This window comes from Candidatus Allofournierella excrementavium (assembly GCF_048526665.1).
Lineage (GTDB): Bacteria > Bacillota > Clostridia > Oscillospirales > Ruminococcaceae > Allofournierella_A > Allofournierella_A excrementavium.
Genome location: NZ_DBGFPE010000047.1, coordinates 29,171 through 55,224, shown reverse-complemented (window position 1 = coordinate 55,224; position 26,054 = coordinate 29,171). Strand labels below are relative to the sequence as shown.

The window sequence follows — 26,054 nt, the reverse complement described above, 5'->3', positions numbered from 1 at the left end:
TCCAGAAATCACAGGTAATAAACGTAGGCGAACAGCACGCCCAGCGCCGCGGCGCCGAAGGCGATGAAGCTGAACACGCAGTCGATCTTGACCTCGCTCCAGCCGCGCATCTCAAAGGCGTGGTGGATGGGGGTCATTTTGAACAGGCGCTTGCCGTGGGTCAGCTTGAAGTAGGTGACCTGGATGACCACTGTGGTGGCCTCCCAGATATACACCGCGCCAAAGAAGAAGATGAGCTCAGGCCGGCCCATGGCGTAGGCGATGCCCGCCACCGTGCCGCCCAGGAACATGCTGCCGGTGTCGCCCATGAAGGTCTTGGCCGGATAGAAGTTCCAGAACAGAAAGCCGGTGAGCGCGCCCGCCATGGCGGCGGCGAAAATGCTCAGGTTGAACTCGCCCAGAAGGCTTGTCAGGGTCAAAAAGCCCAGCATGGACACAAAGGTCACGCAGCTGCACAGGCCGTCGATGCCGTCGGTGAGGTTCACCGCGTTGACGATGCCGATGATGAGGCCGTAGGACAGCGGGTAGTACAAAAGCCCCAGGTCCACATAGCCCAGGCCCGGCAGGGTGACAAAGGTGGTGAGGGTGCCGTTCATGTGCAGCGCGAACAGAAGCGCGGTGGTGATGAGCAACTGCGCCACGATCTTCTGCATGGCACGCAGGCCCAGGTTGCGCTTTTTGACCACCTTGATGAAGTCATCCAGAAAGCCCACCATGCCGAAGGCGAAGGCGGAGAACATGGCGATGTAGAGGCTGCGGGCGGTGGGGCCGCCCAGCATCTCGGGGGCGCTGTGCAGAAGGCTCAGGGTGGCCAGAGCCACCGCCACGGTGCCCGCGAAGATGAAGCACAGGCCGCCCATGGTGGGGGTGCCCTGCTTTTTGTTGTGCCAGGTGGGGCCTATCTCCTTGATGGTCTGCCCGAAGTGCAGCTTGTGCAAAAAGGGGACGATGACGATGCCGGACACCGCCGAAAGGATGAATCCGGTGAATGCCGCAAGGATGAGCGCATAGCGTGCCATACTTTAAAAACTCCCTCTCACGTTTTGCCGGGCTTTGGGGCCCGGCGTGATGCCGCGGCGCAAAAAGGCCGCCGGAAAGATACCCGTCTTATTTTATTGCAAAGTTTCCTCGCCGTAAAGGGCTTTCAGGATATTTTCCAGCTTCATGCCCCGGCTGGCCTTGGCCAGCAGCGCGTCGCCGGGCTTCAAAAGCCCTTTGAGGGCCGCGAGTGCCGCCGCGGGAGTGTCGCAGTGCACCGCCGCAAGGCCCGCCTTTTCGGCCTCCCCGGCCATGGCGCAGCTCTCGGGCCCGAGGGCCACCAGCCCCGCAAGGTGCGCTTCGGCGGCCCAGCGGCCCACCTGCCGGTGGGCTTCTTCGGAGATGGAGCCAAGCTCCAGCATATCCCCCAGCAGGGCGTATTTTTTGCCGGAACCTGCGTCGAAGGCGCTGAACATGGCAAGGCTGGCCTTCATGCTGTCCGGGCTGGCGTTGTAGCAGTCCTCCACCACGGTGAGGCCCGCCTTTTTCACCACATGCTGGCGCATGCCGGTGGCTTCGTAGTTGGAAAGCGCCGCGGCGCATTTCGCCTTGTCCAGGCCCAGGCGGCTGGCGGCGGCGTAGGCCGCCAGCGCGTTGTAGACGTTGTGCCGCCCCATGGCGGGGATGCGCACCGCGAAGCGCTCGCCGCCGTCCACCAGGGTGAAGCGCTCGCCTTCGGGGCCGCTCTCGATGGCTTCGGCCCGCACATCCGCCCAGGGGGCCTCGACGCCGTACCAGACGGGGGCAAGGCGGCCGGGGATGAGGCCCTGGTCCTTTGCCTTGCACAGGTATTCGTCGTCGGCGTTCAGGGCCAGGGGCGCGCCGTCCGGCAGGCCGGCGCAAATCTCCAGCTTGGCTTTCAGGATGTTCTCCCGGCTGCCCAGGCTCTCCATGTGGGACACGCCGATGCAGGTGATGAGCCCCGCCGAGGGCCGGGCCGCCCGGCTGAGGCGCTCGATCTCGCCCAGCGCGCTCATGCCCATCTCCACCACGGCGTACCGGGTGGCGGGCTCCAGGCGGAAGAGGGTGTTGGGCATGCCGATCTCGTTGTTCTGGTTGCCCTCGGTCTTGATGGTCTCGCCAAAGGCGGAGAGCACCGCGTAGCAGAATTCCTTGGTGGTGGTCTTGCCCACGCTGCCGGTGACGCCGATCATTTTGGGCGCAAAGAGCATGCGGTAGTTGGCCCCCATGCGCACCATAGCCTTGTGGCTGCTGGGCGCGAGCACCAGTTTGTCCGCCGGGACGCCCTCCACCGGGTGGTTCGCCACCACGCAGAGCGCACCGCCCTCGATGGCGGCGGCGGCGTAGTCATGGCCGTCCACCCGCTGGCCGGGAAAGCAGACGAACACACAGCCCGGGACGACCTTGCGGCTGTCGGTGACCACGGCGGTGACGGGCTCGCCGCCCAGGCTGCCCGCCGGGGCAAGGCCTGCCAGAAGCTGATTCAGTGGGATGGGATACATGGTGAAAGACCTCCCTTGCAGGGCGTCGGGGCGCCCTTCTTGTCCTTTTTTACTACTGTATGCGGCCACCGGGCCGCGCATGTGTACAGGCTCTCAGCCCTCGGCGCCGCTGACGGTGAGCTCTATCACCGAGCCCATCTTGGCCTCGGTGTTCTCGGCCACGCTCTGGGCGGTGACGGTGCCCTCCTCGGCGCTGAGCGAGGCGTTCAGGCCCGCCGCGCTCAAGATCTGCTTGGCCAGCGCGGCGCTCTTGCCCACCACGCTGGGCACGGTGACGGTGGGGATGTCGGCGCTGTCGGTGAAGAGGTAGACGGTGGAGCCCGCCGGCACCTTTTCGCCCGCCGCGGGGCTCTGGGCCAGCACCAGTTCACCGGTGCCCACTCTGCGGTGGGCAAAGCCCTTCTTGTTCAGTTCCACCTGGGCCATATCCCACTGCTGGTAGCTGGGGTTCGCGGGGCTGACCAGGTTGGGCACCGTGACATTGCCGGTGGGCAGCAGGCTGGGGTCGGTCTCAATGCCCAGGTAGGGGGCCACCTCGCTGATGATGTTGCCCACCAGCGGGGCGCTCAGCATGGAGCCGAACTCCGTTTCAGCGTGGGGCTCGTCCACAAAGGCCAGCACCAAAATTTCCGGGTCGTCGATGGGCACCACGCCCACGAAGCTGGAGACCTTCTCGTAGTTGGTGGGGTCGTCGGCCTTGGGGCGGTCCAGCTTTTCACTGGTGCCGGACTTGCCGCCGATGTGGTAGCCCGCCACATAGGCGTTGCGGCCCGCGGCGCCGTCGGCGCCGTTGTCCACCACGCCCTCCATCATCACCCGCAGAGCGGCGCTGGTCTCCTCGCTGATGACCTGGCGCTTGGCGGAAGGCTCGAATTCCTCCACCACGTTGCCGTCGTTGTCCACGATCTTGCTCACGATATGGGGCTGCACCAGATACCCACCGTTCACCACCGCGCAGGCGGCGGTGGCCATCTGGATGGGGGTGACCTTCTGAGCCTGGCCGAAGCTGGAGGAAGCCAGGTCGATGAGCGACATATCCTCCTCCGGGTAGTAGGAAATGCCCTCATAGGGGTACTGCTCTGCCGGCAGGTCGATCCCGGTGGTCTCGGTGAAACCGAAGGCGGTGTAGTAGTCAGAAAAGACCTCTTTGCCCATGAGCAGGGCTTCCTGGATGGTGGCCTGGTTGCAGCTGTTGGCCAGAACGTCGGCGGGGGTCTGCCAGCCATGGACGCCGAGAACGCCGTAGCCATTGTCGGCACACTGATAAGGCTTTGTGCCGGGCAGCACGGTGTAACCGCCGGCGACGCAGTTAAAACTGGAATTCACGGTGCCAGCGCCGGAATCCAGCAGGGCGCTGGTGGTGATGAGCTTGAACACCGAGCCGGGGGTGTAGAGGTCGGTGATGGTCTTGTTCTTCCACTGGCGCTGGCGCTCCTCGCCCTGCACCTTGGTGTACTCCTCACCGTCCAGCCCTTCCAGCAGGGCGGCCCGCTCGGGGTCGTAGATGGTCAAAGGGTCGTTGGGGTCAAAGTCCGGCTTGGTGGCCATGGCCAGGATGGCGCCGGTGTTCACGTCCATCACGATGACCACGCCCCGCTCGGAAACGTTGTTCACCTTGACCGAGTTTTCCAGGTATTTTTCGGCGATGGCCTGGATCTCGGTGTCCAGGGTGAGGATGAGATTATCGCCGTCCTTGGCCTCATAGAGCACCCGGTCGTCGTTGGCCACCTCGCCGCCGGTGGGGGTGCGCTGGCTCACCAGCCGCCCCGGCGTGCCGGCCAGCACGTCCTCGTAGTATTGTTCCAGGCCGTAGAAACCGTATCCGTCGGCGTGCATGAAGCCCAGCACGCTGGCGGCGAAGGCCCCGAAGGGGTATTCCCGCTTGGTGTCCTGAGAGACGATGAGGCTGAGCTTGTTGTCGCTGGCGTACTGGGAAATTTCATCTGCCACAGGCTTGTCCACCTGCTTTGCCAGCAGCACATACTGCTTGGAGGAGTCGATGAGCTTGTCGTAAATTTCCTGGGCGTCCATGCTCAGGATCTCGGCCAGGTCCTCGCTGATGCTCTGCACCCGGTCGGCCCGGCGCTGCGCCTTGGACTCGTCCGACTCGGCGCCGCCCATGGCGTCCAGTTCTTCTTCTGTGAGGCTGGGCGCTTTGATCTGGCTGGGGTCGGCGGTGATGGTCCACACGATGCTGCTCTTGGCCAGCACCTTGCCGGTGGCGTCGTAGATCTGGCCCCGCTGGGGGGTGATGGTCATATCCTTCATCTGCTGGCTGGCGGCGGCGTTCAGCATCTCGTCATGGCGCACGATCTGCCAGGTGTAGAGCCGCCAGATCAGCACGCCGCAACCCACCACCAAAAACAGCCCCAGCAGCACATAGCTGCGCACTTTCAGCGAACGGTTCACCCCATTGGAGGGCTCGTTTGTGTTTTTGTTCATCCTCTTGCTTCCCTCTCGGGGCCCTCGCCCCAGCGTATAAATGCAAACTCGTGAGCCCTCCCCCGCCGCCCGCTGTGGGCAAAACGCTGGGGCTGGCTCACGGGTTCAGGTACTCCATCAGGCTGAGCAGGCCGGTGCTCAAAAATTCGGTGATCTTCTGGGCGGCGGTCTCGGGCCGGTTGATCACGCTCTCGCTTTCCAGTGAGAAGTAGGTCACCTGGCTGCGGTCCGCCTTCACAAGGCCCAGCTCGCCGGCGGCGATCTGCTCCACGTTCCGCAGGCTGGTCTTGGAATCCAGCACGCCGGACAGGTAGTTGTAGGTGCTCTGCTCGTTCACCAGATCGCTCTGGACGTTCTGGATGTCCACCGTGAGCTCGGTGATGGTGGCCTGGCTGTAGAGGAAGCCCACCACCAGGGCGGCCATCACCACCGCCACCGCCACCGTTTTCACGGTCTGCAGGTTGAGGCGGGAGGCCTTTTTTCTGCCCCGGACGGCCCGGACCTTTGCGCGGGGCCGCTGGGCGCGGTTTTCAAACAGTTCAAGATCGTATGCGGGCTGCGCCACGGCGGCCACCTCCTTTCCATGCAGGAAGGGCGGCGGCCCTGCCTGCGGTCTTTACAGTTTTTCGATGACCCGCAGCTTTGCCGAGCGGCTGCGGCGGTTCGACTCCAGCTCGTCGGGCGCGGCCTCGATGGGCTTGCGGGTGATGAGCTTTGCCTTTGCCTTGCCGCCGCACACGCACACCGGGTATTCCGGCGGGCAGGTGCAGGCGGTGGCCCATTGGCGGAAGCGGTTCTTCACCAGCCGGTCTTCCAGCGAGTGGAAGGTGATGATGGCGAAGCGGCCGCCGGGGGCCAACAGGTCGAAAATTTCGTCCAGCCCCTCGCTGAGGGCGTCCATCTCGCCGTTCACGGCGATGCGGATGGCCTGGAAGCTGCGGCGGGAGGGGTTCTTGTCCTTGCGGCGCACCGCCGGGGGCAGCGCCGAGGCGATGGCGTCGGCCAGTTCCAGGGTGGTGGCGAAGGGCTTTTGCTCCCGCTGGCGGACGATGCGCCCGGCGATGGCCCAGGCGTAGGGCTCCTCGCCGTACTCCCGCAGGATGCGGGCCAGTTCCTCGCGGCCGGCGCTGTTCACCAGGTCCGCGGCGGTGGGGCCGGACTGGCTCATGCGCATGTCCAGCGGCGCGTCCTGCCGGTAGGAAAAGCCCCGCTCGCCGTCGTCCAGCTGATGGGAGGAAACGCCCAGGTCCAGCAGCGCGCCGTTGATGGCGCTCACCCCAAGGTCGGCCAGCGCGCGGCGGGCATAGCGGAAATTCGTTCTCACCACCGTGGCGGGCAGGCCCTTAAGTCTCTCGGTGGCGGCTGCCACCGCATCCGGGTCCTGGTCCAGGCTGATGAGACGCCCGGTGGTCAAGCGCCGGGCGATTTCACTGGAGTGCCCGCCGCCGCCGGCCGTGCCGTCAAGGTAAGTTCCCGCGGGGTCGATGGCAAGGCCCTCCAGGCACTCGTTCAAAAGCACCGGCACATGACTGAATTCCACCTTGTCCTCCCCCTTTCCTGCGGGTCGTGTCGTTTAAAAATCCAATTCCTCCATGGCCGCTTCGATGTCGGCCCCGGAGAGGCTGGCCTGCTTTTTCTGCCAGGCCGCGGTGTCCCAGATCTCGGCGTAGCTGCCCACGCCGATGACCGTGACCTCCTTTTGCAGCCCCGCGTGGCTGCGCAGCACCGGCTCCAGCAGGATGCGGCCCTGCTTGTCCGGCGTGACCTCCTGGGCCGCCGCGAAGAGGAAGCGCTGAATATCCCGCGTTTTGACCATGCTCTTGGAGCGCAGGATGTCGGTGATGCGCTGCCACTCCGTTTCGGGGAAGGCCACAAGGCAGTCGTCCAGCCAGCGGGTGACCACGAAGGCGGCGCCCATCTTTTCGCGGAACTTGGCGGGGAAGTTCAGGCGGCCCTTGTCGTCGATGGTGTAGTTGTATTCGCCCATCAGCACCCTGACCGCCCCCTTTGCTGAAAAGATGCGGGAAACAGCCGGTCTCCCCACTTTGACCCACTATTACCCACTTTTATTTCAATTATACGGGATGGACCTGTGAAATTCAAGATACGGGATGTAGAAATCCGGGGCATGGCTGACGGATTTTTTGACGTGCTTTTGGCGAATGGCACAAAAAAAGGGCCGTGAACCAAAGTTCACGGCCCGATGGGCGATATTGAAAGGAAAACGGCGGAAAATCAGCCGTTCTTGGCGCTCTGGCGCAGGTTGGCGCGCACGGTCTTGACCTCGGCGGCGCTGCGGGCCAGCTGCTCCTCGGTGGTGCGCAGCATGTTCTCGCAGTAGTCGGTGACGGTGGTGCGCATGGTGCGGGCCTGGGTCTGGGCGGAGGAGACGATCTCGGCGGCGCGCTGCTGGGCGGCCTTGACCACTTCCTGCTCGCTGACCAGCACCCGGGCGCGGTCCTCGGCCTTCTTCACGATGGCCTCGGCCTCCCGCTTTGCATCGGCCACGATCTCGGCCCGGTCGTTCACGATGGCCTTGGCCTGACGCACCTCGGTGGGCAGGTTGAGGCGCACCTCGTCGATGATGTCCTGCAGGCGGTCGGCGTCCACCACCCGTTTGCCCCCCGCGAAGGGCAGGCCGGTGGCCTCTTCCAGCATTTCTTCCATCATGTTCAGCAACTCGTCGATGTTCATTCCGCTCGCTCCTTTTCGTAACGGGTCACCAGCACCTTGCCGTACCGGTATTGTTTTTTCTTGTGAAGGCCGCCGCACTCGTCCGGCAGGTCGGCGGCAAGCTCGCTCTCACAGAGCACGGTGCCGCCGGGGGCGGTGACATTGGCCACCGCCGGCAGGATGGCCGCCAGCGTGCCGTGGTGATAGGGCGGGTCCAGCAGCACGATGTGGAAGGTGTCCTTGGTGGCGGCGAGGAAGCCTTCCGCCTCGCCCTGGGCCACACGGCACCGGTCGAACACGCCCGCCGCCTTGCAGTTTTTGGTCACGATGTCCACCGTGCGGCGGTCACGATCCAGAAAAACGCAGCTGGCCGCGCCCCGGCTGATAGCCTCGATGCCCAGCTGGCCGCTGCCCGCGAACAGGTCCAGTACCCGCGCGCCAGGCAGGCTGAACTGCAGGGCGCTGAACATGGCCTCCTTCACCCGGTCGATGGTGGGCCGGGTGACCTCCTCGCCGGGCAGTGTTTCCAGTTTTGTGCCCCGGGCGTCTCCGGCGATCACGCGCATGTTTCATTCCTGCCTTTCTGCCCGCGGCCCTTTTGGGCCGCGCTGAGTTTATGGTTCATTATCCCCCGTTCCGGGGTCTTTGTCAAGGGCGGGCCCGCCGTGGAACCAGTCGAAGATGCGCCGGGCGGCGGCGCTGCCCACGCCCTTGGCCTGCTCCAGTTCCTCCACGGATGCTTCACGCACCGCGCCCACCGTTTTGAACTGGGCCAGCAGCGCCTTGGCGGTGGCGGGGCCCACGCCGGGGATGGCGGTGAGGCTGGAGGCGTAGGACTTTTTCTTCTGGCTGGCCCGCTGGTACTCGATGGAGAAGCGGTGCACCTCCTCCTGGATGTTGGCGAGGAAGGTGAACACGCCCCGGTGCATGCTGACGGCGATCTCGCCGCCGTCGGCGGTGACGATGGCCCGGGTGCGGTGATGATCGTCCTTGACCATGCCGAAGAGGGACACCGCCGCCAGGGCCGTGCCCGCCAGGGCGGCTTTCACCGCGCTCACCTGACCCTTGCCGCCGTCCAGCAGGATGAGGTCCGGCAGCACGCCGAACTGGCCCGCCGTCCCCTTCTCATACTCGCCGGCCCGCCGGGAGAGGGCCTCGGCCATGCTGGCAAAGTCGTCGGTGCCCAGGACCGTGCGCATTTTGAAGCGCCGGTAGCCGCTTCTCAGGGGTTTTCCGTCCTGGAACACCACCATACCGCAGACGCTGGTGCCATCGCCCCAGTTGGAAATGTCGTAGCTCTCGATGACGTGGGGCGGCTTTGCAAGGCCCAGCAGGGCGGCGGTCTCGTCCAGCAGGCGCTGGCCCCGGTCGGTGCGGCCGCTCTCCCGGGCGAGGCGCTCCACGGCGTTGGTGTAGGCCATGGTCACCAGCCGGGCCACATCCCCCCGCTGGGGCACATAGAGCTGCACCTTTGCGCCCCGCGTCTCGCTCAGCAGCCGCTCCAGGGCCTCGGCGGCCTCGGGCAGCGCGTCCACCGCGATGCGGCGGGGAATTTCGCCGCCGTAGAGGTAGTAGCGGGGCAGAAATTCCTCCCGCAGGGCCTCCAGGTCGGTGCTGCCCCTGAAGACGAACTCCCGCTTGTCCGCCAGGCGGCCTTTCCGGTAGCGCAGGATGGCGGCGCAGCTGCTGGCGCCGCTGGCCGCGAAGGACATCACGTCCATTTCCACCGTCTCGTCCACCACCACCTTCTGGCCGGCGGCGACCTTTTCCACCGCGGCGATCTGGTCCCGCAGAAGGGCGGCCTGCTCGAAGTCCAGCCGTTCGGCGGCCTCTTCCATCCGGCGGCGCATGGTGGTGAGGATGTCCCTTTTGCCGTGGCGGATGAGCTGGACGGCCCCCTTCACCGCCTCGTTATAGACCTCTTTGCTGATCTTGCCGCTGCACAGCGCCATGCACTTGCCGATGTGGGCGTTGAGGCAGGGGCGGCCCTTGCCGATGTCCTCGGGGAAGCGGCGGTTGCAGCGGGGCAGCAGGAAGGAATCCTGGGCCGTTTCCACCATCTGGCGCACCGCGAAGCTGCTGGTGAAGGGGCCGATGTAGTCGGCTTCGTCGTCGTCCTTCTGCAGCGCCGCCGAGATGCGGGGGTAGTCACCTCTGGTTATCTTGACGTAGCTGTAGCCCTTGTCGTCCTTCAAAAGGATGTTGTATTTCGGGGTGTGGGCCTTGATCTGGCTGGCCTCCAGCACCAGGGCCTCGAACTCGCTCTGGCAGACGATGACGTCAAAGGTGAAGGCGTGCTCGATCATCTGGGTGACCTTTGCGTCGTGGGGCACGCCCTCCCGGAAGTACTGACTGACACGGGTGCGCAGCCGCTTGGCCTTGCCGATGTAGATGATCTCGTCCCGCTTGTCCCGGATGATATAGACCCCCGGCAGCAGCGGCAGCATTTTTGCTTTTTCGTACAGTTCGGCCTTGGTCACGGCGGTGCGCCCCCTTTCGTCCGGCCTTATTATATCCCGCCGCCGCCCCCATTACAAGGCGCGCCGGGAAAGGAAAAAGGGCGGAATGCTCCGCCCTTTTTGTTTATGAATGAAAAAAGAAATTACTCGGCAAAACCGGAGTTGACCAGCGCGATCAGGCCTTCCACAGCGTCCTGCTCGTCGGCGCCGTCGGCAATGATGCGGATGGTGGTGCCGCCCACGATGCCCAGGCTCAGAACGCCCAGCAGGCTCTTCGCGTTGACGCGGCGCTCCTCCTTCTCGACCCAGATGGAGGACTTGTATTCGTTGGCCTTCTGGATGAAGAAAGTAGCCGGACGGGCATGCAGGCCAACCTGATTCTCAACGGTAACTTCTTTCACAAACATGGTTCATACACTCCTACTCAAAAAGAATTTTGAACGGGTTTGATATTATAATATCCCATTCATTGGCGGTTGTCGATAGCGTTCGGGAAATTTTGTCAGTTTGGCAAAAGCCGAAAATACTGGAAACGTTTCTTTGTGCATTTCCTCCATTTAGTTTTCAACAATATGATGGGTTTGTTCCAAAAGTTTTAAACTTAAATGGTATCGATTCCCATTTTAAACTTTTTTGAGCGCATCGGGCAGCTTTTCGTACAAATCCGGACGGCGCTGTTTCGTGCGCTCCAGGCTCATCTTCGCGCGCCATGCGTCGATGTTGCCGTGGTGGCCGCTGAGCAGCACCTCGGGCACCTTGCGGCCCCGCCATTCTTCGGGGCGGGTGTACTGTGGATATTCCAGCAGGCCGTTCCAGTGGCTCTCTTCCTGATAGCCCTGGGGCTCGGCCAGAACGCCCGGCTGCAGGCGCAGCACGCTGTCCGCCACCACAAGGGCGGCCAGCTCGCCGCCGGTGAGCACATAGTCGCCGATGGAGATTTCCCGGTCGGCCAGTTCCTCGATGACCCGCTCGTCCATGCCCTCATAGTGGCCGCAGACCAGGATGAGGCCGTCCTCGGCGGCCAACTCCTTGGCCACCTGCTCGGTGTAGGGCTGGCCGGCGGCGGTCATGAACACGATATGCGGCCGGGGGCGGCCCTGCTCCTCGAACTGGGCCAGAATGGCCTGGCAGCAGTCGTAGATGGGCTGGGCGTTCATCACCATGCCGCAGCCGCCGCCGTAGGGGTAGTCGTCCACCTGCTTCTGGCGGTTGAGGGTGTAGTCCCGGATCTGGTGGCAGTGGGTCTCGATGAGGCCCTTGCGGGCCGCCCGGCCCAGGATGCTCTCGTCCAGCACCTGCTGGCACATGTCCGGGAAGAGGGTGGCGATGTCGATGCGCATGCTCATGGGCGGTCTCCGTTCTCGGCCTCGGTGAACATGCCGGGGATGGGCTCCACCAGCACGCGGCCGTTTTCCAGGTCCACCTGCTTCAAAAAGGGCTTCACCGCCGGGAACAGGGTCTCGGCGCCGTTTTCGTCCCGCACGGTGTAGATGTCCTGGGCGGCGGGATGGGTGACGGAGGTGATGGTGCCGTAGACGCGGCCGCTGGCGGCGTCCACCACCGGCAGGCCCAGCAGGTCCGCCTTGAAGTAATGCCCCTTGGGCAGTTTCGCCTCGGCGCGGGCGATGTAGAACACGGTGCCCACCAGCTCGCGGGCGGTCTCGGGGTCGTGCACCCCTTCCAGCGTGAGCAGGGCCATGTTCTTGTGGGGCCGCACCTTCACAAGGCCGATGGGGTTTTGCCCCTGGGGCCCGCGGTAAAGGCGGGAAAAGCCCGACAGAAAGGCGGCGCTGTCGCACCAGAGCTCCACCTTCACCTCGCCGGCGATGCCGTGGGTGGTGACCGCCTTGCAGGCTTCGAGATATTCTTGCATGAGGATACCCCCTTGAAATGGGAACAGGGCCCTTTGAGACAAAGGGCCCTGTCGGTCTTGTGCCTGGGCGGCAAAAGGTCAGTCGATCTCGACCAGGACCTTCTGCCCCTTGCGGACGGCGGCGGCGCGCATCACAACGCGGATCGCCTTTGCAATACGCCCCTGTTTGCCGATCACACGGCCCATGTCGCCTTCGGCCACGCTCAGGTGGTAGACGATGGTGCCGTCCTCACGGGGATCGTCCACGGTGACGGTCACCGCGTCGGGCTCATCCACCAGTCCCCGGGCCACAGCAAGCAGCAACTCCTGCATTTTGACGTCCTCCATTGCCTGTTACAGAATCTCGGACTTCTTCAGCAGAACGCGCACCGTGTCGGTGGGCTGAGCGCCGTTGGCGATCCACTTCTTGGCCTTCTCGGCGTCGATGTTGATCACAGAGGGCTCTTTGGTGGGATCGTAGTAACCGATCTCCTCGATAAAGCGGCCATCGCGGGGGAAGCGGCTATCCGCCACCACAACACGATAGAACGGAGCCTTCTTGGCGCCCATGCGGCGCAGTCTGATTTTGACAGCCATTCCTGTCACCTCCTGTTAAAATTGGGGCCCATTGGCTGGGCGTTTATTCTATAAAACCCCGGCCCCGGGCAAACGCCCGCTGGGCCCCAGAGGTTTTATCAAGATTGGAAGGGCTTTTTTTAGAAGCCCATGTTCATGCGCCGGCCAAAGGCGCGGGGGTTCTTCTTGACCTGCTTCATCAGCTTCTGCATGGCCTCGAACTGGCGCAGCAGGCGGTTGACCTCCTCCACAGAGGTGCCGCTGCCGGCGGCGATGCGCCGCTTGCGCTTGGGGTTGATGATGGCGGGTTTTGCACGCTCGGCGGGGGTCATGCTGAGGATGATGGCCTCCACCCGGACGAAGGCTTTTTCGTCCACGTCGTCGGGGTTGACCTTTGCGCCGCCCGGCAGCATGGAGAGCATGGCGGAAACGCCGCCCATCTTTTTCATCTGGGCAAGCTGGTCCAGCATGTCGTTCATGTCGAACTTGCTGTCCATCATGCGCTTGGCGGTCTCGGCGGCCTTTTTCTGGTCCTGGGTCTCCTGGGCTTTCTCGATGAGGGTGAGCACGTCGCCCATGCCCAGGATGCGGCTGGCCATGCGGGCGGGGTGGAAGACCTCCAGGTCGTCCAGCTTTTCGCCGGTGCCCTGGAACTTGATGGGCTTGCCGGTGACCGCCTTCACGCTGAGGGCCGCGCCGCCGCGGGTGTCGCCGTCGGTCTTGGTGAGGATGATGCCGTCCACGGCAACCGCCTCGTTGAAGGCCTTGGCCACGTTCACCGCGTCCTGGCCGGCCATGGCGTCCACCACCAGCAGAACTTCGTCCACCGTCACCGCCTCGCGGATGCGGCCCAGCTCTGCCATCAGGGCTTCGTCCACATGCAGACGGCCGGCGGTATCCAGAATGACGATGTCGTTGCCGTAGTCCTTGGCGTGGGCCACCGCCGCCTTGGCGATGACCTCGGGCTTTTCGGTGCCCATTGTGAACACCGGCACGCCCGCCTGCTTGCCCACCACCTGCAGCTGATCGATGGCCGCGGGGCGGTAAACGTCGCAGGCCACCAGCAGAGGCCGGTGCCCGGCCTTCAAAAACCACTTGCCCAGCTTTGCGGCGTGGGTGGTCTTGCCGTTGCCCTGCAAACCGCAGAGCATGATGACCGTGGGAGGCTTGGACTTGATGTGGATGCGGGCGGCCTCTTCGCCGCCCATGAGGGTGGTGAGCTCCTCGTTGACGATCTTGATGACCTGCTGGGCGGGGGTGAGGCTTTCCATGACCTCCTGGCCCATGGCCCGCTCGGTGACCTGGGCGATGAAGCTTTTGGCCACCGTGTAGTTGACGTCGGCTTCCAGCAGGGCCATGCGCACTTCGCGCATGGCGGCCTTGATGTCCGCCTCGGTGAGCTTGCCTTTGCCCCGCAGGCGCTTGAACACGCCGCCCAGGCGCTGGGAAAGGGATTCAAATGCCATTGTGTTTCAAGACCCCCTTCTCAGTCGGTGATGCGCCGGATCTCCTCCAGCATCTGGTCCACGTCCCGCTCGATCTCCGCGTTGGGCGAGTAGGAGTTGGAGTTGGCAAATCGGATGGAGCGGGCCAGGCTTTCCAGCTGGGCCACGCCCTGCTGCACCGCCCGGTAGCGGGCCGCGAAGCCCACCTTCTGCTCCAGGTCGAGGATGATGCCCTCGCCGCGCTTGATGGAGTCCCGCACGCCCTGGCGGGTGATGCCGAAGTTATCGGCGATCTCGGCCAGCGACAGATCGTCGTTGTAGTACTGCTCCATCACCTCGCGCTGGCGCTCGGTGAGCACGTCGCCGTAAAAATCCAGCAGAAAAGAGATCTCCAGGTTCTTTGCCACGGGGCAGCCCATCCTTTCGCGAGGTTTGTAAAGGCTTTTGCTTTACAGTCCACATTATAGCAAAACAACCGCCGCCTGTCAAGAGGCATTGAACAAAAAGAAGGGCCGCATTTTGTGAAAAAGTGCAGAAAGCTGGGCCGCGAAGGGGGGCGGCGCATTGACGGAAGGGTCGCATTTGCTATAATAAAAGTAATTTATGGCAAAAGGGGGCGGCGGGCCGTGGCAGTGTTCAAGAACTACTACCAGTACCTCTACGCCTGCCCGGTGGTGGAGCTCACCGGCTACACCGCCCGCTTTGAGGTGCCGGGGCGCATTTTTGCCTATCTGGACTTTGCCGGCCCCACCGGCAGCGCCAAGGACGGCCTTGCGGAAGGCATGCTGGCGCTGGCGGCCCAGCGGGGCGACCTGAAGAAGGGCCAGCCGGTAGTGGAGGCCAGCGGCGGCACCTTTGCGGCGGCGCTGTGCATCGCGGCGAGGCGCAGCGGCCACCCGGTGTATCTGGTGGTCTCCCCCACCCTGCCGGGCGAGCGGCAGAAGCTGCTGCAGCGGCTGGGGGCCCAGCTGGTGCTGTGTCCGGAGGGCATGTCCCGCCGGAAGGCCGCCCGGGAAAAGGCCCTGAGCACCGCCGAGGAAAAGGGCGGCTATTACCTGGACTACTTCAACAACGACGACAACCCGGAATACCACCGGCGCATCACCGGCCCGGCCATCCTGAAGGCCACCCACGGCGGCGAGGACATCGACACCATCGTGGCGGGGGTGGGCAGCGGCGGCACAGTGACCGGCGTGGGCGAGCATGTGAAGGCCTGGACCAACCACATCCGCATGGTGGCGGTGGAGCCCTATGAAAGCCAGGCCATCGGCGGCGGGTTCATCGGCCGCCACGGCATCCCGGGGCTCGGGGCCGGCTTTGTGCCCCAGAACTACAACCCCTACATCGTGGACCGGGTGGTGGCGGTGGCCACCGGCGAGGCGCTGCGGGCCGCCCGGGACGTGCTGCGCACCGACGCCATCCCCGCCGCGCCCAGCGCAGGGGCGGCCCTCTTTGCCGCACGCATGCTGCTGGAACAGGGCAAGGCCAAAAGCGCCCTGTGCGTGTTCAGCGGCAGGCAGCTGTATGAATGAGGAAAGGACCGCCGCCCCGGCCGGGGCGGCGGTCCTTTTTTGCGTTTTTCCGCCTGCGGGGCGGCGCGTCAATAATACATGTACACCTGGCAGGGGATCATGCCGTTGTAGAGCTTGCGGCGGCGGGCCGCCTTTTTGCCGAAGTGCTTTTCAAAGTCGGCGTCGGCGGTGATGACGTAAGCGCCCTTCACCGGGTTCGCGGCAAGGCGCGCGCCCAGCGTGCCCGCCAGACGGGCGGCCTCGGAAAGGTCCCCCAGCCGTTCGCCGTAAGGAGGGTTGGTGAGCACCGTCTGCTCCGGGACGGGGGCAAAGTCCGCCACGTCGGCCACGGCGAACCGGCAGCGCTCGCCCACGCCGGCCAGCTTTGCGTTGTGGGCCACCAGCTCCACGGCGGCGGGGTCGATGTCAAAGCCGCAGCCCTCGAAGGCGGCGTCCTTGCGAATTTCCGAAAGGGCCTTCTCCCGCTGGGCGGCCCAGACGGCGGGCGGGCAGAAGCTGTACTGCTCGGCGGCAAAGCGGCGGCGCAGGCCGGGGGCGATATTCATCGCCTTCTGGGCGGCCTCGATGACCAGGGTGCCGCTGCCGCAGAAGGGGTCGGCCACCAGCGTGTCCCGCCGCACGCGGCCCAGGTCGGCGATGGCGGCGGCCAGCGTCTCCTTGATGGGCGCGCCGGTGGCGTTGCGCCGGTAGCCCCGCTTGTGCAGGCCGTCGCCGCTGGTGTCCAGCATCAGCTCCGCCTGGTTCTTGCGGATGGAAAAACGGATTTTATACTGCACGCCGGTCTCGGGCAGGAAGAGGGTCTTGTGGCCCTTTTTCAGCCGCTCCACCACCGCTTTTTTCACGATGCTCTGGCAGGCGGGCACGCTGGACAGGGTGCTGGACAGGCTGGACCCTTTCACCGGGAAGGCGGCGTCGGCGGGCAGCAGCTCCTCCCAGGGCACGGAGAACACCCCGTCGAACAGTTCGTCAAAGGTGTTTGCGGGAAAGCGCTTGAGCAGGATGAGCACCCGCTCGGCGCAGCGCAGGTTGAGATTGGCGGCGGCGATCATGCTCTCGTCCCCCGAGAAGGCGATGCGCCCGTCGGTGACCTGCACGTTCTCCGCCCCCAGCCGCCGCACCTCAAAGGCGGCGGTGCTCTCGGTGCCGAAGTAGCAGGGCGCGATCAGTTCAAATTTCATAAAGGCAGCTCCTTTTTCTGCGGCCCGCCCCGAAACGGCGGGTCGGTGTTCGGCGGTCTCGCCGGGATATTATCATAGCATCCCCCGCCCCGGCGCGCAAGATGATTTTGCCGCCGCCCGGCAAAAAAAGCCGCCCCGGGACAGGCCCGGGGCGGCTTTGGTGGGTCAGTTCAGGGGGATGAGCACGCCGTAGCCGCCATCGGCACGGCGGTAGACCACCTGGATCTGGTCGTTCTCCATGCTGCGGTACATGAAGAAGTTGTGGCCCAGCAGATTCATCTGCAGGATGGCCTCGTCGGTGGTGCAGGGCTTGACGGCGAAGCGCTTTTCGCGGATGACCTCGAAGGTCTCCTCCGGCTCGGGGTCGGCGGGCCACTCCGCGGCGCGGGTCATCTTGGTGCTCAGGCGCTTGCGGTTCTTCACCAGGCGGCGGGTCAGCAGGTCCGCCGCATCCTCCAGCGCGGCTTCCATCTGGTCGGCGGTCTTTTCGGCCCGCACGGTGATGCCGTTGTCATAGACGGTGATCTCCACCGTCTGGCGGCTCTTTTCCACCGTGACCGTGACCTGCGCCTGGGTCTCCTCGGGGAAGAACTTATCCAGCTTTGCCAGGCGCTTCTCCGCTTTCTCGATGAACGAGGGTTTCAGGGAAACTCTGCGACCAGTGCATGTGACCTTCATAAACCTATGCCTCCTTTTGGCGTATGACTGCCGCCGGGTCTTTGCCCTTTGCACAGCCTCCGCCTCTTTGATACTATTATTATAGCAATATTGCACAAAAAACACCAGAGAAAAGGCGTGTACAGTCTGTAAAGTTTTTGTGGCAAAGGTGTGTGAAAATGCACAAAACCCGCCGCCCTGAAAAGGGCGGCGGGCGGTCATCGAATGATTCAGGCCGGGTCGCGCACGTTGATGATGAGCGCCAGAAAGCGCAGGGGCTTGTCCGAGCGGTTCTCGATGGAATGGGAGGAGCCGTCCCGGCACTGCATCATGTCGCCGGCGGCCAGATCGTACTCTTCGCCGTCCTCCACCACATGGCCCACGCCCTCCAGGATGTAGTAGACTTCATACTCGCCCTGGTGCTTGTGGTAGCCGATGGAGCTGCCGGGCTGAAGGGTGTTCACGGCGAACAGCCGCCCGGAGCCGTAGGCGCAGTCGGCGGGCAGGATGTGGTGCACGGTGCACTCCCCTTCGCCCCCTGCCATCTTGGGGCGCACTTCTTCCAGCTGGTCTTTGCAGAGAATTTTCATTGTGTTTTCCCTCGTTTCAATTGAAATTGTAGGCCGTGACGATGGGCTCCCGGCCCAGGGTGCGGTCGTTGAAATACTCATAGAGGCAGATGCCCAGGAAGGAGCCGCTGATGTTGTAAACGTTGGTGTAGCCGTTGTCCAGCAGCTCGCACAGGGCGTAGTAGCTGCGCTGGCTGGTGCGGCAGTGGAGGTAGACCGGCACGTCTTTGGGCACCTCGTTCATCCGCTCCCGGAAGCGGGACAGGGGGATGTTCACCGCGCCCTTGAGGTGGCCGGCATTGAACTCCCGCTCCTCCCGCACGTCGATGATGCAGGCCCCCTGCTCCACCAGGCGGCGCACGGCGGTGACCGGCACCTGCTTCACCCGGCCTTCCAGCACGTTCAGGCCCACCAGCGCCGCCAGATTCACCACGTCCTTGGCGGTGCCGTAGACCGGCGAGTAACACAGTTCCAGCTCCTTCAGGTCCGCCAGGGTGCCGTTCATGGAGATGAGGGTGGCGATGACGTCGATGCGGCGCACCGCGTCGCCCCGGCCGATGGCCTGGGCGCCCAGGATGCGGCCGGTGGGGGTCTCGAACACCAGCTTGAAGGCCATCCAGGCCGCGTCGGGCATGAGGCCGACTTTGTCGGTGGGATAGAGCAGCACCGACCGGCAGGGGATGCCCGCCTTATAGGCCGCCTTTTCGGAAAGGCCGGTGGCGGCGGCGTTCTGGTCGAACACCCGCACGCAGGCCGAGCCGATGAAACCCCGGGTATCCGCCGGGCGGCCGCAGATGTGGTCCGCCGCCGCGCGGGCCTGCCGCTGGGCCGGGCCCGCCAGGGCCAGCCGCCCGGGCCGCCGGGCCAGCCGGTCGAAGCTTTCCACCGCGTCGCCCACGGCGTAGACGTCCTCGTCCTCGGTGCGCCAGTTGGCGTCCACCTTGATGCCCCGGGTCTCGCCGATGGCAAGGCCCGCGTCTTTGGCGAGGGCGGTCTCCGGCGAAACGCCGATGGCCAGCACCACCATCTGGGCGGGCAGGTCAAAGGCTTCGCCGTCCCGGGTGACGGTGATGCGGTCCGGGTGCACGGCGGCGAGCAGGCTGTTCAGTTCCACCTGCACGCCGTTGTCCATCAGTTCCTTGTGCAGTATCTGGGCCATGTCGTAGTCGAAGGGGGCCAGCACCTGGTCCGCGCCCTCCACCAGCGTGACCAGCAGGCCGGCGCAGGCAAGGTTTTCCGCCACCTCCACGCCGATGAAGCCGCCGCCCACCACCGCCGCGCGGGTCACGCCCTGTTCGTCGATGTAGGCCTTGATGGCCTTCACGTCGGTGACGTTGCGCAGGGTGAACACATGGGGGCTGCGCATCCCCGGGATGGAGCCGGGCACGATGGGCGCGGCGCCGGGGGCGAGGATGAGCTTGTCGTAGCGTTCGGTATAAGCGGGGCCCTCTTTGGGCTGCACCGTCACGGTTTTGGCCTTGCGGTCGATGGCCGTGACCCGGCTGTTCACCCGCACCTCGATGTTGTGGCGCGCCTTGAAGGCGCGGGGCGTCATCAGCACCAGGTCGTCCGCGTCAGGGATGGTGCCGCCCAGATGATAGGGCAGGCCGCAGTTGGAGAAGGAGACGTGCTCGCCCTGTTCAAAGATGATGATCTCGGCTTTTTCGTCCAGCCGGCGCAGCCGTGCCGCCGCGCTGGCGCCTGCGGCCACGCCGCCCACCACGATCACTTTCATCGCTTCAACTTCCTTTCTCCGGCGGCAGGGCCGCCGTTTTTTTCTGTGGTAAACAAAAGCGGACTGCCGCTGCCGACAGTCCGCCCTTTTGCCTTGTTTTTCCGTGGGCCGATGCTCAGCGCCGGCGGGAATAGCCGCCTCCGCGGCGGTTCTCGGTGACCCGCTTGAGGTCGGAGATCTTCTCCTCGCTCTGGCTCTTGAACTTGGCCATCATGTCCTCAAAGCTCATCTCGCCCTGAGGCGCGGCAGCCTTGGGCTGCCAGACCCGGGGCGCATCGGAGCGGCCGCGCTGGCCGCCGCGCTGCCCGCCGTGAGGGCCGCCCCGGTTCTGGCGCGGCTCGGGGGGCAGGGTGCGCTTGATGGAGAGGGCGATCTTGCCGTCCTCCGCGATGTTGAGCACCTTGACCTTGACCTCCTGCCCCTCACTGAGCACGGTGGACAGGTCCTCGATAAAACTGTTGGACACCTCGGAGATGTGCACCATGCCGGTCTTTCCGCCGGGCAGTGCAACAAAGGCGCCGAACTTCTTGACGCCGGTGATCTTTCCTTCCAGAATGGCCCCTACCTCTAACTGCAACGCGATATAACCCCTTTATGTTTATTCTGCAAAAGGCCCGCAACGCGGCGGTGTGCCGCGGCCTTTGTGCCGTGTTTTACTGGCCGGTGACGTCGATGAACACCCGCTCGTTGGGCTTGGCATAGCCCAGTTTGTCCCGCGCGACCCGCTCGATGATCTCCTGGTCGCTGCCGGATTCCAGCACCCGCTCCAGCTCGTCGTTCTGCTGGCGCTGCTGTTCCAGCTGGTTCTCCAGGTCCTGCAGCTCCTTCTGCTTGGCGGCGATGTCCACCTGGTTGAACACAAGGCCCGCCACCAGATAGCCGCCGATCAGCACGAGGCCCGCCCGCAGAAAAAAACGGGGCAGAAGCGGCGCACGCTTTTGCTTCTTTTCCATGCTGCCGGCCTCCTTCGCCGAAAAATGAGCGCATTACTCCCGTGGAGTTACCAGTGGGTTATCTGAATTATACAACACACGCGCTTTATTTTTCAACTGTTTTTTGCGGCGTTTTTTGGCAGCGACACTCAATTTGTTCCCCGCTGCGCGCGCCGCGCGCCCGCAAAGGCGCGCGAGGGGCCGCATCGCCAGCAGCCACAGCAGCACAAAGGGCCGGGCGATGGTCCATTTTACCAGCCGCTGGGCCGCTGCGCACCCCGGCGCAAGCACAAAAAAATACCCCGCCAGACCCAAAGCAAGGCCCGCGGCCATGTACCAGCGCACCACGCCGCTGTAGCTGCGGGAGGCGGCAAAGCTGCAGGCCAGCACCGCGGCGGCAAGGGCGGCGGCAAGGTCCAGCACAAAACACACCGGGCGGCTGCCGCCAAGAAAGAAGCGGGCAAGGTCGTAGCACGCCGCCAGAAAAAAGCCCAGCCCCAGGCAGCACAATGTATCCGCCAGGACGTAGGGCGGGGCGGCGAGGGCCACCATGGGCCTTCAGCGCAGCAGGCGGCGCCACAGGCCGCCCGCCGGCGCGGGTTCGGTGTACTGCATGGACTCGATGCGCCCGAATATTTTCACCTCGCCCGTCTGGATGGACAGTTCGCTCACCGACAGGCCCTCGCCCCCCACCAGCAGGGTGCCCTGCTGGGTCTCGAGGGTGGCGCCGGTCTCGTCGCAGCTCACCACCCGCGTCACGCCGGTGGCGGTGAGGGCGCTGCGGTCCTCCACGATGAGGTGATGGGGCAGCTTTGCCGCCGGACTTTCAGCGGGCCGGGCGGCGGGGGTCTTTTTTTCCTGCATGATCTGCACCTGCCTTTTCGCCAATGTATATGCCGGGGCGGCGGGCGGTTATGACCGGCGGCACAGAAAAACCGCCCCGAAGGCGGCGCCTTCGGGGCGGTCATTCTCAACAAAGCAAAGTCATCCTTCGATGACTTCGTACATCTCCCGGGCCACGTCCTTGCCGGCGGGGGCGAGGGTGGACAGCACCCGCACCTTGACCGGCTTGTTGCCGAAGGTGATCTCGATGACGTCCCCTTCCTTGACGGCGTAGCTTGCCTTGGCGGGCTTGCCGTTCACCAGGATACGGCCCGCGTCGGCCACCTCGTTGGCCACGGTGCGCCGCTTGATGAGGCGGCTGACCTTCAGGTATTTGTCGATGCGCATAAAGCTCGCTCCTTTCCCGCCGGGCGCCCGGCGAACGAGAAAACGGCCCTGCCCCGCGGCGCGGCGGCAGAGCCGTTGAGGATCGGGTCCGCTGTGATTACTTGGACACCGCGTCCTTCAGGGCCTTGCCGGCCTTGAAAGCGGGAGCGGTGGTAGCGGCGATCTGGATGGTCTCCTTGGTGCGGGGGTTGATGCCGGTGCGGGCGGCGCGCTTGTGGGTCTCGAAGGTGCCGAAGCCAACCAGAGAGACCTTATCGCCGTCGGCCAGGGCCTTGGTGATGACTTCCACAGTGGCGTTGACAGCCTTCTCGGCGTCCTTCTTGGTCAGCTCGGCAGCCTCAGCGACAGCCGCGATCAGTTCAACTTTGGTCATGATGTTTTACCTCCAAAAATTTATGCCAGCACAAAGGGATCAGCCCTTTGATGTCTGTTCGGTCTCCTTGGCCGCCTTCCAATAGCGGTCAAGGTCGGCGGGAGAGACTTCCTCCAGGGCTTTGCCCTCGGCGGCGGCCTGCTCCTCGCAGGAGATGACCCGGTTCTGGAACCGGGTGGTGGCCCGGCTCAGGGCCTGCTCGCTGTCCTGTCCGAGCATGCGGCCCAGGTTGGCGGCGGCAAAGAGCACATCGCCCAGTTCCCATTCAACGCCCTCGCCCGAGGCCATGGCCTCTTTCAGTTCGGCCAGCTCGCTTTCCAGATCGGCCAACGCGGCGGCGGCGTCCGGGTAGGCAAAGCCGTAGGCCCCGGCGCGCTTTTGCACCTTGGCCGCCCGCATCAGCGCGGGAAAGGCCGCGGGCACGCTCTCCAGCCGACTCTTGGCGGTGGTGCGCGCCTTCTCGGCGTTTTTCAGCGCCTCCCAGTTGGAGAGCACCTCGCCGGTGGTCTCGGCCACCGTGTCGCCGAAGACGTGGGGATGGCGGTAGATGAGCTTTTTGCAGATGCCGTCGCACACGGAATCGAAGTCAAAAACGCCTTTTTCGGCCTCCATCTGACAGTGGAGCGCCACCTGCAAAAGCACGTCCCCCAGCTCTTCTTCCAGGAGGTGAGCGTCGCCGAGGTCGATGGCCTCCAGCGCCTCGTAGGTCTCCTCGATGAAGTTCGAGCGGATGGACTGGTGGGTCTGTTCCTTATCCCAGGGGCAGCCGTTCACGGGGTCGCGCAGAAGAGACACGATGCGCACCAGGTCCTGGGCGGTATAGTGCTCTTTTTGCTCAAAGTCCACCAAACGGCTCACCTCCTTAATCGCTTTCTAATTTTACTCCACGCAAAATGGCTTTTCAAGCCCCTTTGCCCCTATTTTTGCCCCATCCGGGCGGTTTTCATACTTCTGAACAAAATTCGATGCAAATAGAACGGCGGAATGTGTGCAATCACCCATCCGCCGTTCATTTTTTTGTTTTATTGCTGTTTTTCGCCGCGGCTCACGGTGAACACCACCGCGCTGCCGCTGCCCTTTTGCCCAAGCTTAAAGCTGTGCCCCGCACCCAGAACAAAACAGGGCATCCTCTTCCACCTCGCAACCGCACTGGGGGCAGGTCTTGGTGGGGGTCTCGGGCACGTCGATGGGCGCTTCGCCCACGGCGGCAGACTGGTTTTTCAGCTCGTGGATCTTGTCGTCCAGCGCGCCGATGGCGGCGATGTATTTTTCCACCAGGGGGCGGTTCTCCTCGCCGTTTTTGGCCAGACTGTAGACCAGCGCGCCCAGCTGGCGCTCGGCCTTGGCCTTCTTGCCCTGCAGCGCCAGCAGATCGGTCTGGCGCTTGCCCTCGCGGGCCAGGTCGGTGGCGGTCTTCTTGGCAGTGTCCACGGCTTTGGCGCCGGCCTCCAGAATGCGATCGATGTCGATGTTCACGTTCATTGCAGTGCACCTCTTTCTGCCGGCAGACGCCGGATGTTTCTGTGTTCATTATACTGCGCCGCCGTCTGCGGCGCAACCGTTCAGCCCAAAAACTCCCGCAGCATGGAGTTCTCGGGAACGAGGCTCTCGTCCAGCGCATCCACCAGCGCAAAGCGCCCGGCAAGGCTGTTCAGCGTCTCGCACAAAGGATGCTCCGGGGGCAGGCTGCCCGCCAGCGAGGCCACAAAGGGCGCCAGCAGGCAAATTTCGTAGCTGAAGGAGGTGTCCATCAAGAGGTCCGCCTCGGGCTTGAACACCTTGATGAACTTGTCCTCGCCGGCGCACACGCCGCCCCACATGCCCAGGGTCTTTTCGATGCTGTGGCCGCGGAACTTGCAGTCCCGCATCATGCGGCGGGCAAGGCGGATGTCCCTCGTGGGCAGCACCCGCTGGCCCCGGTGGCTGTATTCCTCCCGCAGGCCGGCGTAAATTTTGTAGGCGCTGCCGGCGGGCAGCGGCGCAGTGAGTTCCGGGTTCAGGGCATGGATGCCCTCGATGATGCACACCCCGCCGGGCACTGACAGGGGGATCTTTTTCTCCTTGCGGGTCTCGGTGACGAAGTCGAACTCCGGCAGAAGGGTCTCGCCGGTGGCCAGGATGTCCTTCAGGCACCGGTGTATCTCCTTCATGTCCAGGGCGGTGACGTTCTCATAGTCCTTGCTGCCGTCCGGCAGGCGGGGGTATTCGTCCAGATTTTTATAAAAATTGTCCAGGCTGACCACCTGGGAAGGGCAGCCCCGCCCCCGCAGCGCCGCCGCCATCTTGTTGGCTGTGGTGGTCTTGCCGGAGGCGGAGGGCCCGGTGAGCATGACGATGGGGCTGCCGCTGGCCAGCACCTCGCTGGCCGCCGCATGGATGCGGCCCTCGTACTCCATTTCGCAGTGGCGCACGAAGCTCGCGGCGCTCTCGGCCGCGGTGTTGATGAGGCTTATCTCAACGAGACGTTTGGGGATCCAGATAGCGGGCATAGAATTCGCTCACTCCTTCCTTGCGCTGGAGGATGGTGTCAAATCCGTTGATGTATTCGGCGGGATACTTGTAGTTGAAGATGCGCTGGATGCGGTCGCCGCCGGGCTGCACCAGCTTGGTGGAGCCGCCCGCGCCCGCCGACAGGATGGAGTGCACTTCCTCCATGATATAGATATTATAGTACCCCTCTTTGCCCGGTTTGCACCAGCCGGTGTTTTCCAGGTTCTGCAGGGTGCCTTTCTGGCGGTAGAGGTAATAGGGCCGGTAGCCCGCCTCGCTCAGCGCGCTGCACTTTTCCAGCATGGCGGCCACGTCGCCGTAGTCGGCGGCGGCGCTGCCGATGACCAGATTGGAGGCGCGCTTCAGGGTGAGGGTGTGGACGGTGATATTTTCCGGGGAAAGGGCGATGGCGGTGGAAAGGCTCTTTTCAAAGCCTTCCACCGTGTCGCCGGGCAGGCCGGCGATGAGGTCCATGTTGATGTTGTCGTGTCCTGCGGCCCGGGCTTCCTCAAAGCAGCGCAGGATGTCCGCCGCCGAGTGCTTGCGGCCGATGCGGGCCAGCACCTCGTCGCTGAAGGTCTGGGGGTTGATGGAGATGCGGGTGGCGCCGTACTCTTTCAGCACCGCCAGCTTTTCCGCGTCGGTGCAGTCGGGGCGGCCCGCCTCCACGGTATACTCTTCCAGCCCTGAAAGGTCGAAGCACTCGGCCACGGTGCCCATAAGCTTGCGCAGGCCGTCGGGCGAGAGGGCCGTGGGGGTGCCGCCGCCGATGTAGATGGTCTTGAGGACGAGGCCGCAGCGTTCCGCCTGGTCCCGCATGGCCCGCACTTCGTTGCAAAGGGCGTCCAGATAGGGGTCCATCAGCTTGCCCTCCCGCTGGGTGGAGAGGGACACGAAGCTGCAATAGCTGCACCGGGAGGGGCAGAAGGGGATGCCGATGTAGAGGCTGTAATCCCGCGGACCGCGGGCCGCCAGGATGGGCTTTTGCAGGTCGGCGATGGACTTTGCCAGCCGGAATTTTTCCTCGGTGCAGTCGTATTTTTCCACGAAGAGGCGGTGGATGTCCTCTTCGGAGAGGCCGGCGGCGCGGCGGTCGTGGATGATGCGCACCGGGCGCACGCCGGTGAGCTTGCCCCAGGGCGGACGGATGCCGGTGACCTGTTTGAGAAGTTCATACACAAGGCTGGCCAGCTCGTACTCCGCCTGTTTTTCGTCGGCGGGCGCGGGGGCGTACAGCACGGTGCACTTGCCCGAAAGGCGCACGCCGGCCGCGAGGCGGCGGCCCGCTCGGGCCAGCACCGCGTCCTCCTTCTGAGGCAGGCGGCGCACCAGCCGGGCGTTTGCGAAAAAGAGCCGGGCCACGTTCTCCGGCTCATAGACCGAGGCGAGGCCCCGGACACAGATGTTCAT

31 protein-coding genes are annotated in these 26,054 nt (G+C 64.3%); 1 reads left to right on the top strand and 30 read right to left on the bottom strand.

What is annotated here, in order from left to right; all coding sequences use genetic code 11:
• Positions 1–8: 8 nt before the first annotated feature.
• From mraY to ylxM, 16 genes are all read right to left on the bottom strand, one after another.
• Complete coding sequence (gene mraY, locus ACMI1Q_RS11020; protein WP_419503781.1) at positions 9–1,019, bottom strand: phospho-N-acetylmuramoyl-pentapeptide-transferase; 1,011 nt, start codon at positions 1,017–1,019, stop codon at positions 9–11.
• Between the two features lie 93 nt (positions 1,020–1,112).
• On the bottom strand, positions 1,113–2,501 hold the full coding sequence (locus ACMI1Q_RS11015) for a UDP-N-acetylmuramoyl-tripeptide--D-alanyl-D-alanine ligase (RefSeq protein WP_419503780.1): 1,389 nt from the start codon (positions 2,499–2,501) through the stop codon (positions 1,113–1,115).
• Between the two features lie 93 nt (positions 2,502–2,594).
• Positions 2,595–4,943 (bottom strand): penicillin-binding transpeptidase domain-containing protein, encoded by a 2,349-nt coding sequence (locus ACMI1Q_RS11010; RefSeq protein ID WP_419503779.1) that lies wholly within the window; start codon positions 4,941–4,943, stop codon positions 2,595–2,597.
• A 97-nt stretch (positions 4,944–5,040) separates the two neighbouring features.
• The gene (locus ACMI1Q_RS11005) at positions 5,041–5,508 is read right to left on the bottom strand and encodes a cell division protein FtsL (RefSeq protein WP_419503778.1); all 468 of its coding nucleotides are present in this window, start codon (positions 5,506–5,508) and stop codon (positions 5,041–5,043) included.
• 51 nt (positions 5,509–5,559) lie between these two features.
• Positions 5,560–6,483 carry a 16S rRNA (cytosine(1402)-N(4))-methyltransferase RsmH gene (gene rsmH / locus ACMI1Q_RS11000; protein WP_417025589.1) on the bottom strand — a complete coding sequence of 308 codons (924 nt, stop codon included), beginning with the start codon at positions 6,481–6,483 and terminating at the stop codon, positions 5,560–5,562.
• A 33-nt stretch (positions 6,484–6,516) separates the two neighbouring features.
• A complete protein-coding gene (mraZ, locus tag ACMI1Q_RS10995) occupies positions 6,517–6,930 on the bottom strand; it encodes a division/cell wall cluster transcriptional repressor MraZ (RefSeq protein WP_330059020.1) in 414 nt (137 codons plus the stop codon).
• Positions 6,931–7,178: 248 nt separating this feature from the next.
• Positions 7,179–7,637, bottom strand: a complete 459-nt coding sequence (locus ACMI1Q_RS10990; protein WP_394962660.1) for an ATPase — start codon at positions 7,635–7,637, stop codon at positions 7,179–7,181.
• Positions 7,634–8,182, bottom strand: coding sequence for a 16S rRNA (guanine(966)-N(2))-methyltransferase RsmD (rsmD, locus tag ACMI1Q_RS10985; RefSeq protein WP_419503777.1), 549 nt, complete (start codon positions 8,180–8,182; stop codon positions 7,634–7,636). Before rsmD ends, ACMI1Q_RS10990 begins: the two co-directional genes overlap by 4 nt.
• Before the next feature lie 48 nt (positions 8,183–8,230).
• The gene (gene uvrC / locus ACMI1Q_RS10980; RefSeq protein WP_419503776.1) at positions 8,231–10,096 is read right to left on the bottom strand and encodes an excinuclease ABC subunit UvrC; all 1,866 of its coding nucleotides are present in this window, start codon (positions 10,094–10,096) and stop codon (positions 8,231–8,233) included.
• A gap of 122 nt (positions 10,097–10,218) precedes the next feature.
• A complete protein-coding gene (locus ACMI1Q_RS10975; protein ID WP_177522168.1) occupies positions 10,219–10,482 on the bottom strand; it encodes an HPr family phosphocarrier protein in 264 nt (87 codons plus the stop codon).
• A 216-nt stretch (positions 10,483–10,698) separates the two neighbouring features.
• Positions 10,699–11,421, bottom strand: coding sequence for a tRNA (guanosine(37)-N1)-methyltransferase TrmD (gene trmD / locus ACMI1Q_RS10970; protein WP_417025592.1), 723 nt, complete (start codon positions 11,419–11,421; stop codon positions 10,699–10,701).
• Positions 11,418–11,948, bottom strand: a complete 531-nt coding sequence (gene rimM / locus ACMI1Q_RS10965; RefSeq protein ID WP_330059003.1) for a ribosome maturation factor RimM — start codon at positions 11,946–11,948, stop codon at positions 11,418–11,420. The genes trmD and rimM overlap by 4 nt, the downstream gene beginning before the upstream one ends.
• Positions 11,949–12,026: 78 nt before the next feature.
• Complete coding sequence (locus ACMI1Q_RS10960; protein WP_177522170.1) at positions 12,027–12,260, bottom strand: KH domain-containing protein; 234 nt, start codon at positions 12,258–12,260, stop codon at positions 12,027–12,029.
• A 21-nt stretch (positions 12,261–12,281) separates the two neighbouring features.
• Positions 12,282–12,524 carry a 30S ribosomal protein S16 gene (gene rpsP / locus ACMI1Q_RS10955; RefSeq protein WP_177522171.1) on the bottom strand — a complete coding sequence of 81 codons (243 nt, stop codon included), beginning with the start codon at positions 12,522–12,524 and terminating at the stop codon, positions 12,282–12,284.
• A 119-nt stretch (positions 12,525–12,643) separates the two neighbouring features.
• Positions 12,644–13,969, bottom strand: a complete 1,326-nt coding sequence (gene ffh, locus ACMI1Q_RS10950; RefSeq protein ID WP_177522172.1) for a signal recognition particle protein — start codon at positions 13,967–13,969, stop codon at positions 12,644–12,646.
• Between the two features lie 20 nt (positions 13,970–13,989).
• Positions 13,990–14,355, bottom strand: a complete 366-nt coding sequence (gene ylxM, locus ACMI1Q_RS10945) for a YlxM family DNA-binding protein (protein ID WP_330059002.1) — start codon at positions 14,353–14,355, stop codon at positions 13,990–13,992.
• Between the two features lie 219 nt (positions 14,356–14,574).
• Here ylxM and ACMI1Q_RS10940 point away from each other — a divergent pair, with 219 nt between their 5' ends.
• Entirely contained in the window at positions 14,575–15,480 is a 906-nt protein-coding gene (locus ACMI1Q_RS10940; protein ID WP_419503775.1) for a PLP-dependent cysteine synthase family protein, read from the top strand.
• Positions 15,481–15,548: 68 nt separating this feature from the next.
• Here the strand turns inward: ACMI1Q_RS10940 and ACMI1Q_RS10935 are convergent, their stop codons facing one another.
• The 14 genes from ACMI1Q_RS10935 to hemZ form a co-directional block, all read right to left on the bottom strand.
• Complete coding sequence (locus ACMI1Q_RS10935) at positions 15,549–16,658, bottom strand: THUMP domain-containing class I SAM-dependent RNA methyltransferase (protein ID WP_419503774.1); 1,110 nt, start codon at positions 16,656–16,658, stop codon at positions 15,549–15,551.
• 165 nt (positions 16,659–16,823) lie between these two features.
• Positions 16,824–17,336, bottom strand: coding sequence for a ribosome hibernation-promoting factor, HPF/YfiA family (gene hpf, locus ACMI1Q_RS10930; RefSeq protein ID WP_330059000.1), 513 nt, complete (start codon positions 17,334–17,336; stop codon positions 16,824–16,826).
• A 209-nt stretch (positions 17,337–17,545) separates the two neighbouring features.
• Positions 17,546–17,905, bottom strand: a complete 360-nt coding sequence (locus ACMI1Q_RS10925; RefSeq protein WP_394980167.1) for a cupin domain-containing protein — start codon at positions 17,903–17,905, stop codon at positions 17,546–17,548.
• A gap of 16 nt (positions 17,906–17,921) precedes the next feature.
• Positions 17,922–19,619 carry an FAD-dependent oxidoreductase gene (locus tag ACMI1Q_RS10920; RefSeq protein ID WP_419503773.1) on the bottom strand — a complete coding sequence of 566 codons (1,698 nt, stop codon included), beginning with the start codon at positions 19,617–19,619 and terminating at the stop codon, positions 17,922–17,924.
• Between the two features lie 115 nt (positions 19,620–19,734).
• Positions 19,735–20,196 (bottom strand): S1 RNA-binding domain-containing protein, encoded by a 462-nt coding sequence (locus ACMI1Q_RS10915; protein WP_177522591.1) that lies wholly within the window; start codon positions 20,194–20,196, stop codon positions 19,735–19,737.
• Between the two features lie 76 nt (positions 20,197–20,272).
• Positions 20,273–20,572: an FtsB family cell division protein gene (locus ACMI1Q_RS10910; RefSeq protein ID WP_177522592.1), complete on the bottom strand. Its 300-nt coding sequence runs from the start codon at positions 20,570–20,572 to the stop codon at positions 20,273–20,275.
• Between the two features lie 33 nt (positions 20,573–20,605).
• Positions 20,606–21,103: a spore cortex biosynthesis protein YabQ gene (gene yabQ / locus ACMI1Q_RS10905; RefSeq protein ID WP_419503772.1), complete on the bottom strand. Its 498-nt coding sequence runs from the start codon at positions 21,101–21,103 to the stop codon at positions 20,606–20,608.
• A 6-nt stretch (positions 21,104–21,109) separates the two neighbouring features.
• Positions 21,110–21,415 carry a YabP/YqfC family sporulation protein gene (locus ACMI1Q_RS10900; RefSeq protein ID WP_177522594.1) on the bottom strand — a complete coding sequence of 102 codons (306 nt, stop codon included), beginning with the start codon at positions 21,413–21,415 and terminating at the stop codon, positions 21,110–21,112.
• Between the two features lie 120 nt (positions 21,416–21,535).
• On the bottom strand, positions 21,536–21,781 hold the full coding sequence (locus ACMI1Q_RS10895; protein WP_177522595.1) for an RNA-binding S4 domain-containing protein: 246 nt from the start codon (positions 21,779–21,781) through the stop codon (positions 21,536–21,538).
• Between the two features lie 97 nt (positions 21,782–21,878).
• Positions 21,879–22,154 (bottom strand): HU family DNA-binding protein, encoded by a 276-nt coding sequence (locus ACMI1Q_RS10890; RefSeq protein WP_177522596.1) that lies wholly within the window; start codon positions 22,152–22,154, stop codon positions 21,879–21,881.
• A 39-nt stretch (positions 22,155–22,193) separates the two neighbouring features.
• Positions 22,194–23,000: a nucleoside triphosphate pyrophosphohydrolase gene (gene mazG, locus ACMI1Q_RS10885; RefSeq protein ID WP_419068548.1), complete on the bottom strand. Its 807-nt coding sequence runs from the start codon at positions 22,998–23,000 to the stop codon at positions 22,194–22,196.
• A gap of 243 nt (positions 23,001–23,243) precedes the next feature.
• Entirely contained in the window at positions 23,244–23,636 is a 393-nt protein-coding gene (locus ACMI1Q_RS10880; protein WP_419503771.1) for a zinc-ribbon domain-containing protein, read from the bottom strand.
• An 80-nt stretch (positions 23,637–23,716) separates the two neighbouring features.
• Positions 23,717–24,643: a nucleoside kinase gene (locus ACMI1Q_RS10875; RefSeq protein ID WP_419503770.1), complete on the bottom strand. Its 927-nt coding sequence runs from the start codon at positions 24,641–24,643 to the stop codon at positions 23,717–23,719.
• The gene (gene hemZ, locus ACMI1Q_RS10870; RefSeq protein ID WP_419503769.1) at positions 24,609–26,054 is read right to left on the bottom strand and encodes a coproporphyrinogen dehydrogenase HemZ; all 1,446 of its coding nucleotides are present in this window, start codon (positions 26,052–26,054) and stop codon (positions 24,609–24,611) included. Before hemZ ends, ACMI1Q_RS10875 begins: the two co-directional genes overlap by 35 nt.

What these genes read in the sequence shown, in the direction of transcription:
- mraY (WP_419503781.1), bottom strand. Translation starts at nt 1,019, where the DNA reads ATGGCACGCTATGCGCTCATCCTTGCGGCATTCACCGGATTCATCCTT.
- ACMI1Q_RS11015 (WP_419503780.1), bottom strand. Translation starts at nt 2,501, where the DNA reads ATGTATCCCATCCCACTGAATCAGCTTCTGGCAGGCCTTGCCCCGGCG.
- ACMI1Q_RS11010 (WP_419503779.1), bottom strand. Translation starts at nt 4,943, where the DNA reads ATGAACAAAAACACAAACGAGCCCTCCAATGGGGTGAACCGTTCGCTG.
- mraZ (WP_330059020.1), bottom strand. Translation starts at nt 6,930, where the DNA reads ATGGGCGAATACAACTACACCATCGACGACAAGGGCCGCCTGAACTTC.
- ACMI1Q_RS10990 (WP_394962660.1), bottom strand. Translation starts at nt 7,637, where the DNA reads ATGAACATCGACGAGTTGCTGAACATGATGGAAGAAATGCTGGAAGAG.
- rsmD (WP_419503777.1), bottom strand. Translation starts at nt 8,182, where the DNA reads ATGCGCGTGATCGCCGGAGACGCCCGGGGCACAAAACTGGAAACACTG.
- ACMI1Q_RS10975 (WP_177522168.1), bottom strand. Translation starts at nt 10,482, where the DNA reads ATGTTTGTGAAAGAAGTTACCGTTGAGAATCAGGTTGGCCTGCATGCC.
- trmD (WP_417025592.1), bottom strand. Translation starts at nt 11,421, where the DNA reads ATGAGCATGCGCATCGACATCGCCACCCTCTTCCCGGACATGTGCCAG.
- rimM (WP_330059003.1), bottom strand. Translation starts at nt 11,948, where the DNA reads ATGCAAGAATATCTCGAAGCCTGCAAGGCGGTCACCACCCACGGCATC.
- ACMI1Q_RS10960 (WP_177522170.1), bottom strand. Translation starts at nt 12,260, where the DNA reads ATGCAGGAGTTGCTGCTTGCTGTGGCCCGGGGACTGGTGGATGAGCCC.
- rpsP (WP_177522171.1), bottom strand. Translation starts at nt 12,524, where the DNA reads ATGGCTGTCAAAATCAGACTGCGCCGCATGGGCGCCAAGAAGGCTCCG.
- ffh (WP_177522172.1), bottom strand. Translation starts at nt 13,969, where the DNA reads ATGGCATTTGAATCCCTTTCCCAGCGCCTGGGCGGCGTGTTCAAGCGC.
- ACMI1Q_RS10935 (WP_419503774.1), bottom strand. Translation starts at nt 16,658, where the DNA reads ATGAAATTTGAACTGATCGCGCCCTGCTACTTCGGCACCGAGAGCACC.
- hpf (WP_330059000.1), bottom strand. Translation starts at nt 17,336, where the DNA reads ATGAAGGTCACATGCACTGGTCGCAGAGTTTCCCTGAAACCCTCGTTC.
- ACMI1Q_RS10925 (WP_394980167.1), bottom strand. Translation starts at nt 17,905, where the DNA reads ATGAAAATTCTCTGCAAAGACCAGCTGGAAGAAGTGCGCCCCAAGATG.
- ACMI1Q_RS10920 (WP_419503773.1), bottom strand. Translation starts at nt 19,619, where the DNA reads ATGAAAGTGATCGTGGTGGGCGGCGTGGCCGCAGGCGCCAGCGCGGCG.
- ACMI1Q_RS10910 (WP_177522592.1), bottom strand. Translation starts at nt 20,572, where the DNA reads ATGGAAAAGAAGCAAAAGCGTGCGCCGCTTCTGCCCCGTTTTTTTCTG.
- yabQ (WP_419503772.1), bottom strand. Translation starts at nt 21,103, where the DNA reads ATGGTGGCCCTCGCCGCCCCGCCCTACGTCCTGGCGGATACATTGTGC.
- ACMI1Q_RS10900 (WP_177522594.1), bottom strand. Translation starts at nt 21,415, where the DNA reads ATGCAGGAAAAAAAGACCCCCGCCGCCCGGCCCGCTGAAAGTCCGGCG.
- ACMI1Q_RS10895 (WP_177522595.1), bottom strand. Translation starts at nt 21,781, where the DNA reads ATGCGCATCGACAAATACCTGAAGGTCAGCCGCCTCATCAAGCGGCGC.
- ACMI1Q_RS10890 (WP_177522596.1), bottom strand. Translation starts at nt 22,154, where the DNA reads ATGACCAAAGTTGAACTGATCGCGGCTGTCGCTGAGGCTGCCGAGCTG.
- ACMI1Q_RS10880 (WP_419503771.1), bottom strand. Translation starts at nt 23,636, where the DNA reads ATGAACGTGAACATCGACATCGATCGCATTCTGGAGGCCGGCGCCAAA.
- ACMI1Q_RS10875 (WP_419503770.1), bottom strand. Translation starts at nt 24,643, where the DNA reads ATGCCCGCTATCTGGATCCCCAAACGTCTCGTTGAGATAAGCCTCATC.
- hemZ (WP_419503769.1), bottom strand. Translation starts at nt 26,054, where the DNA reads ATGAACATCTGTGTCCGGGGCCTCGCCTCGGTCTATGAGCCGGAGAAC.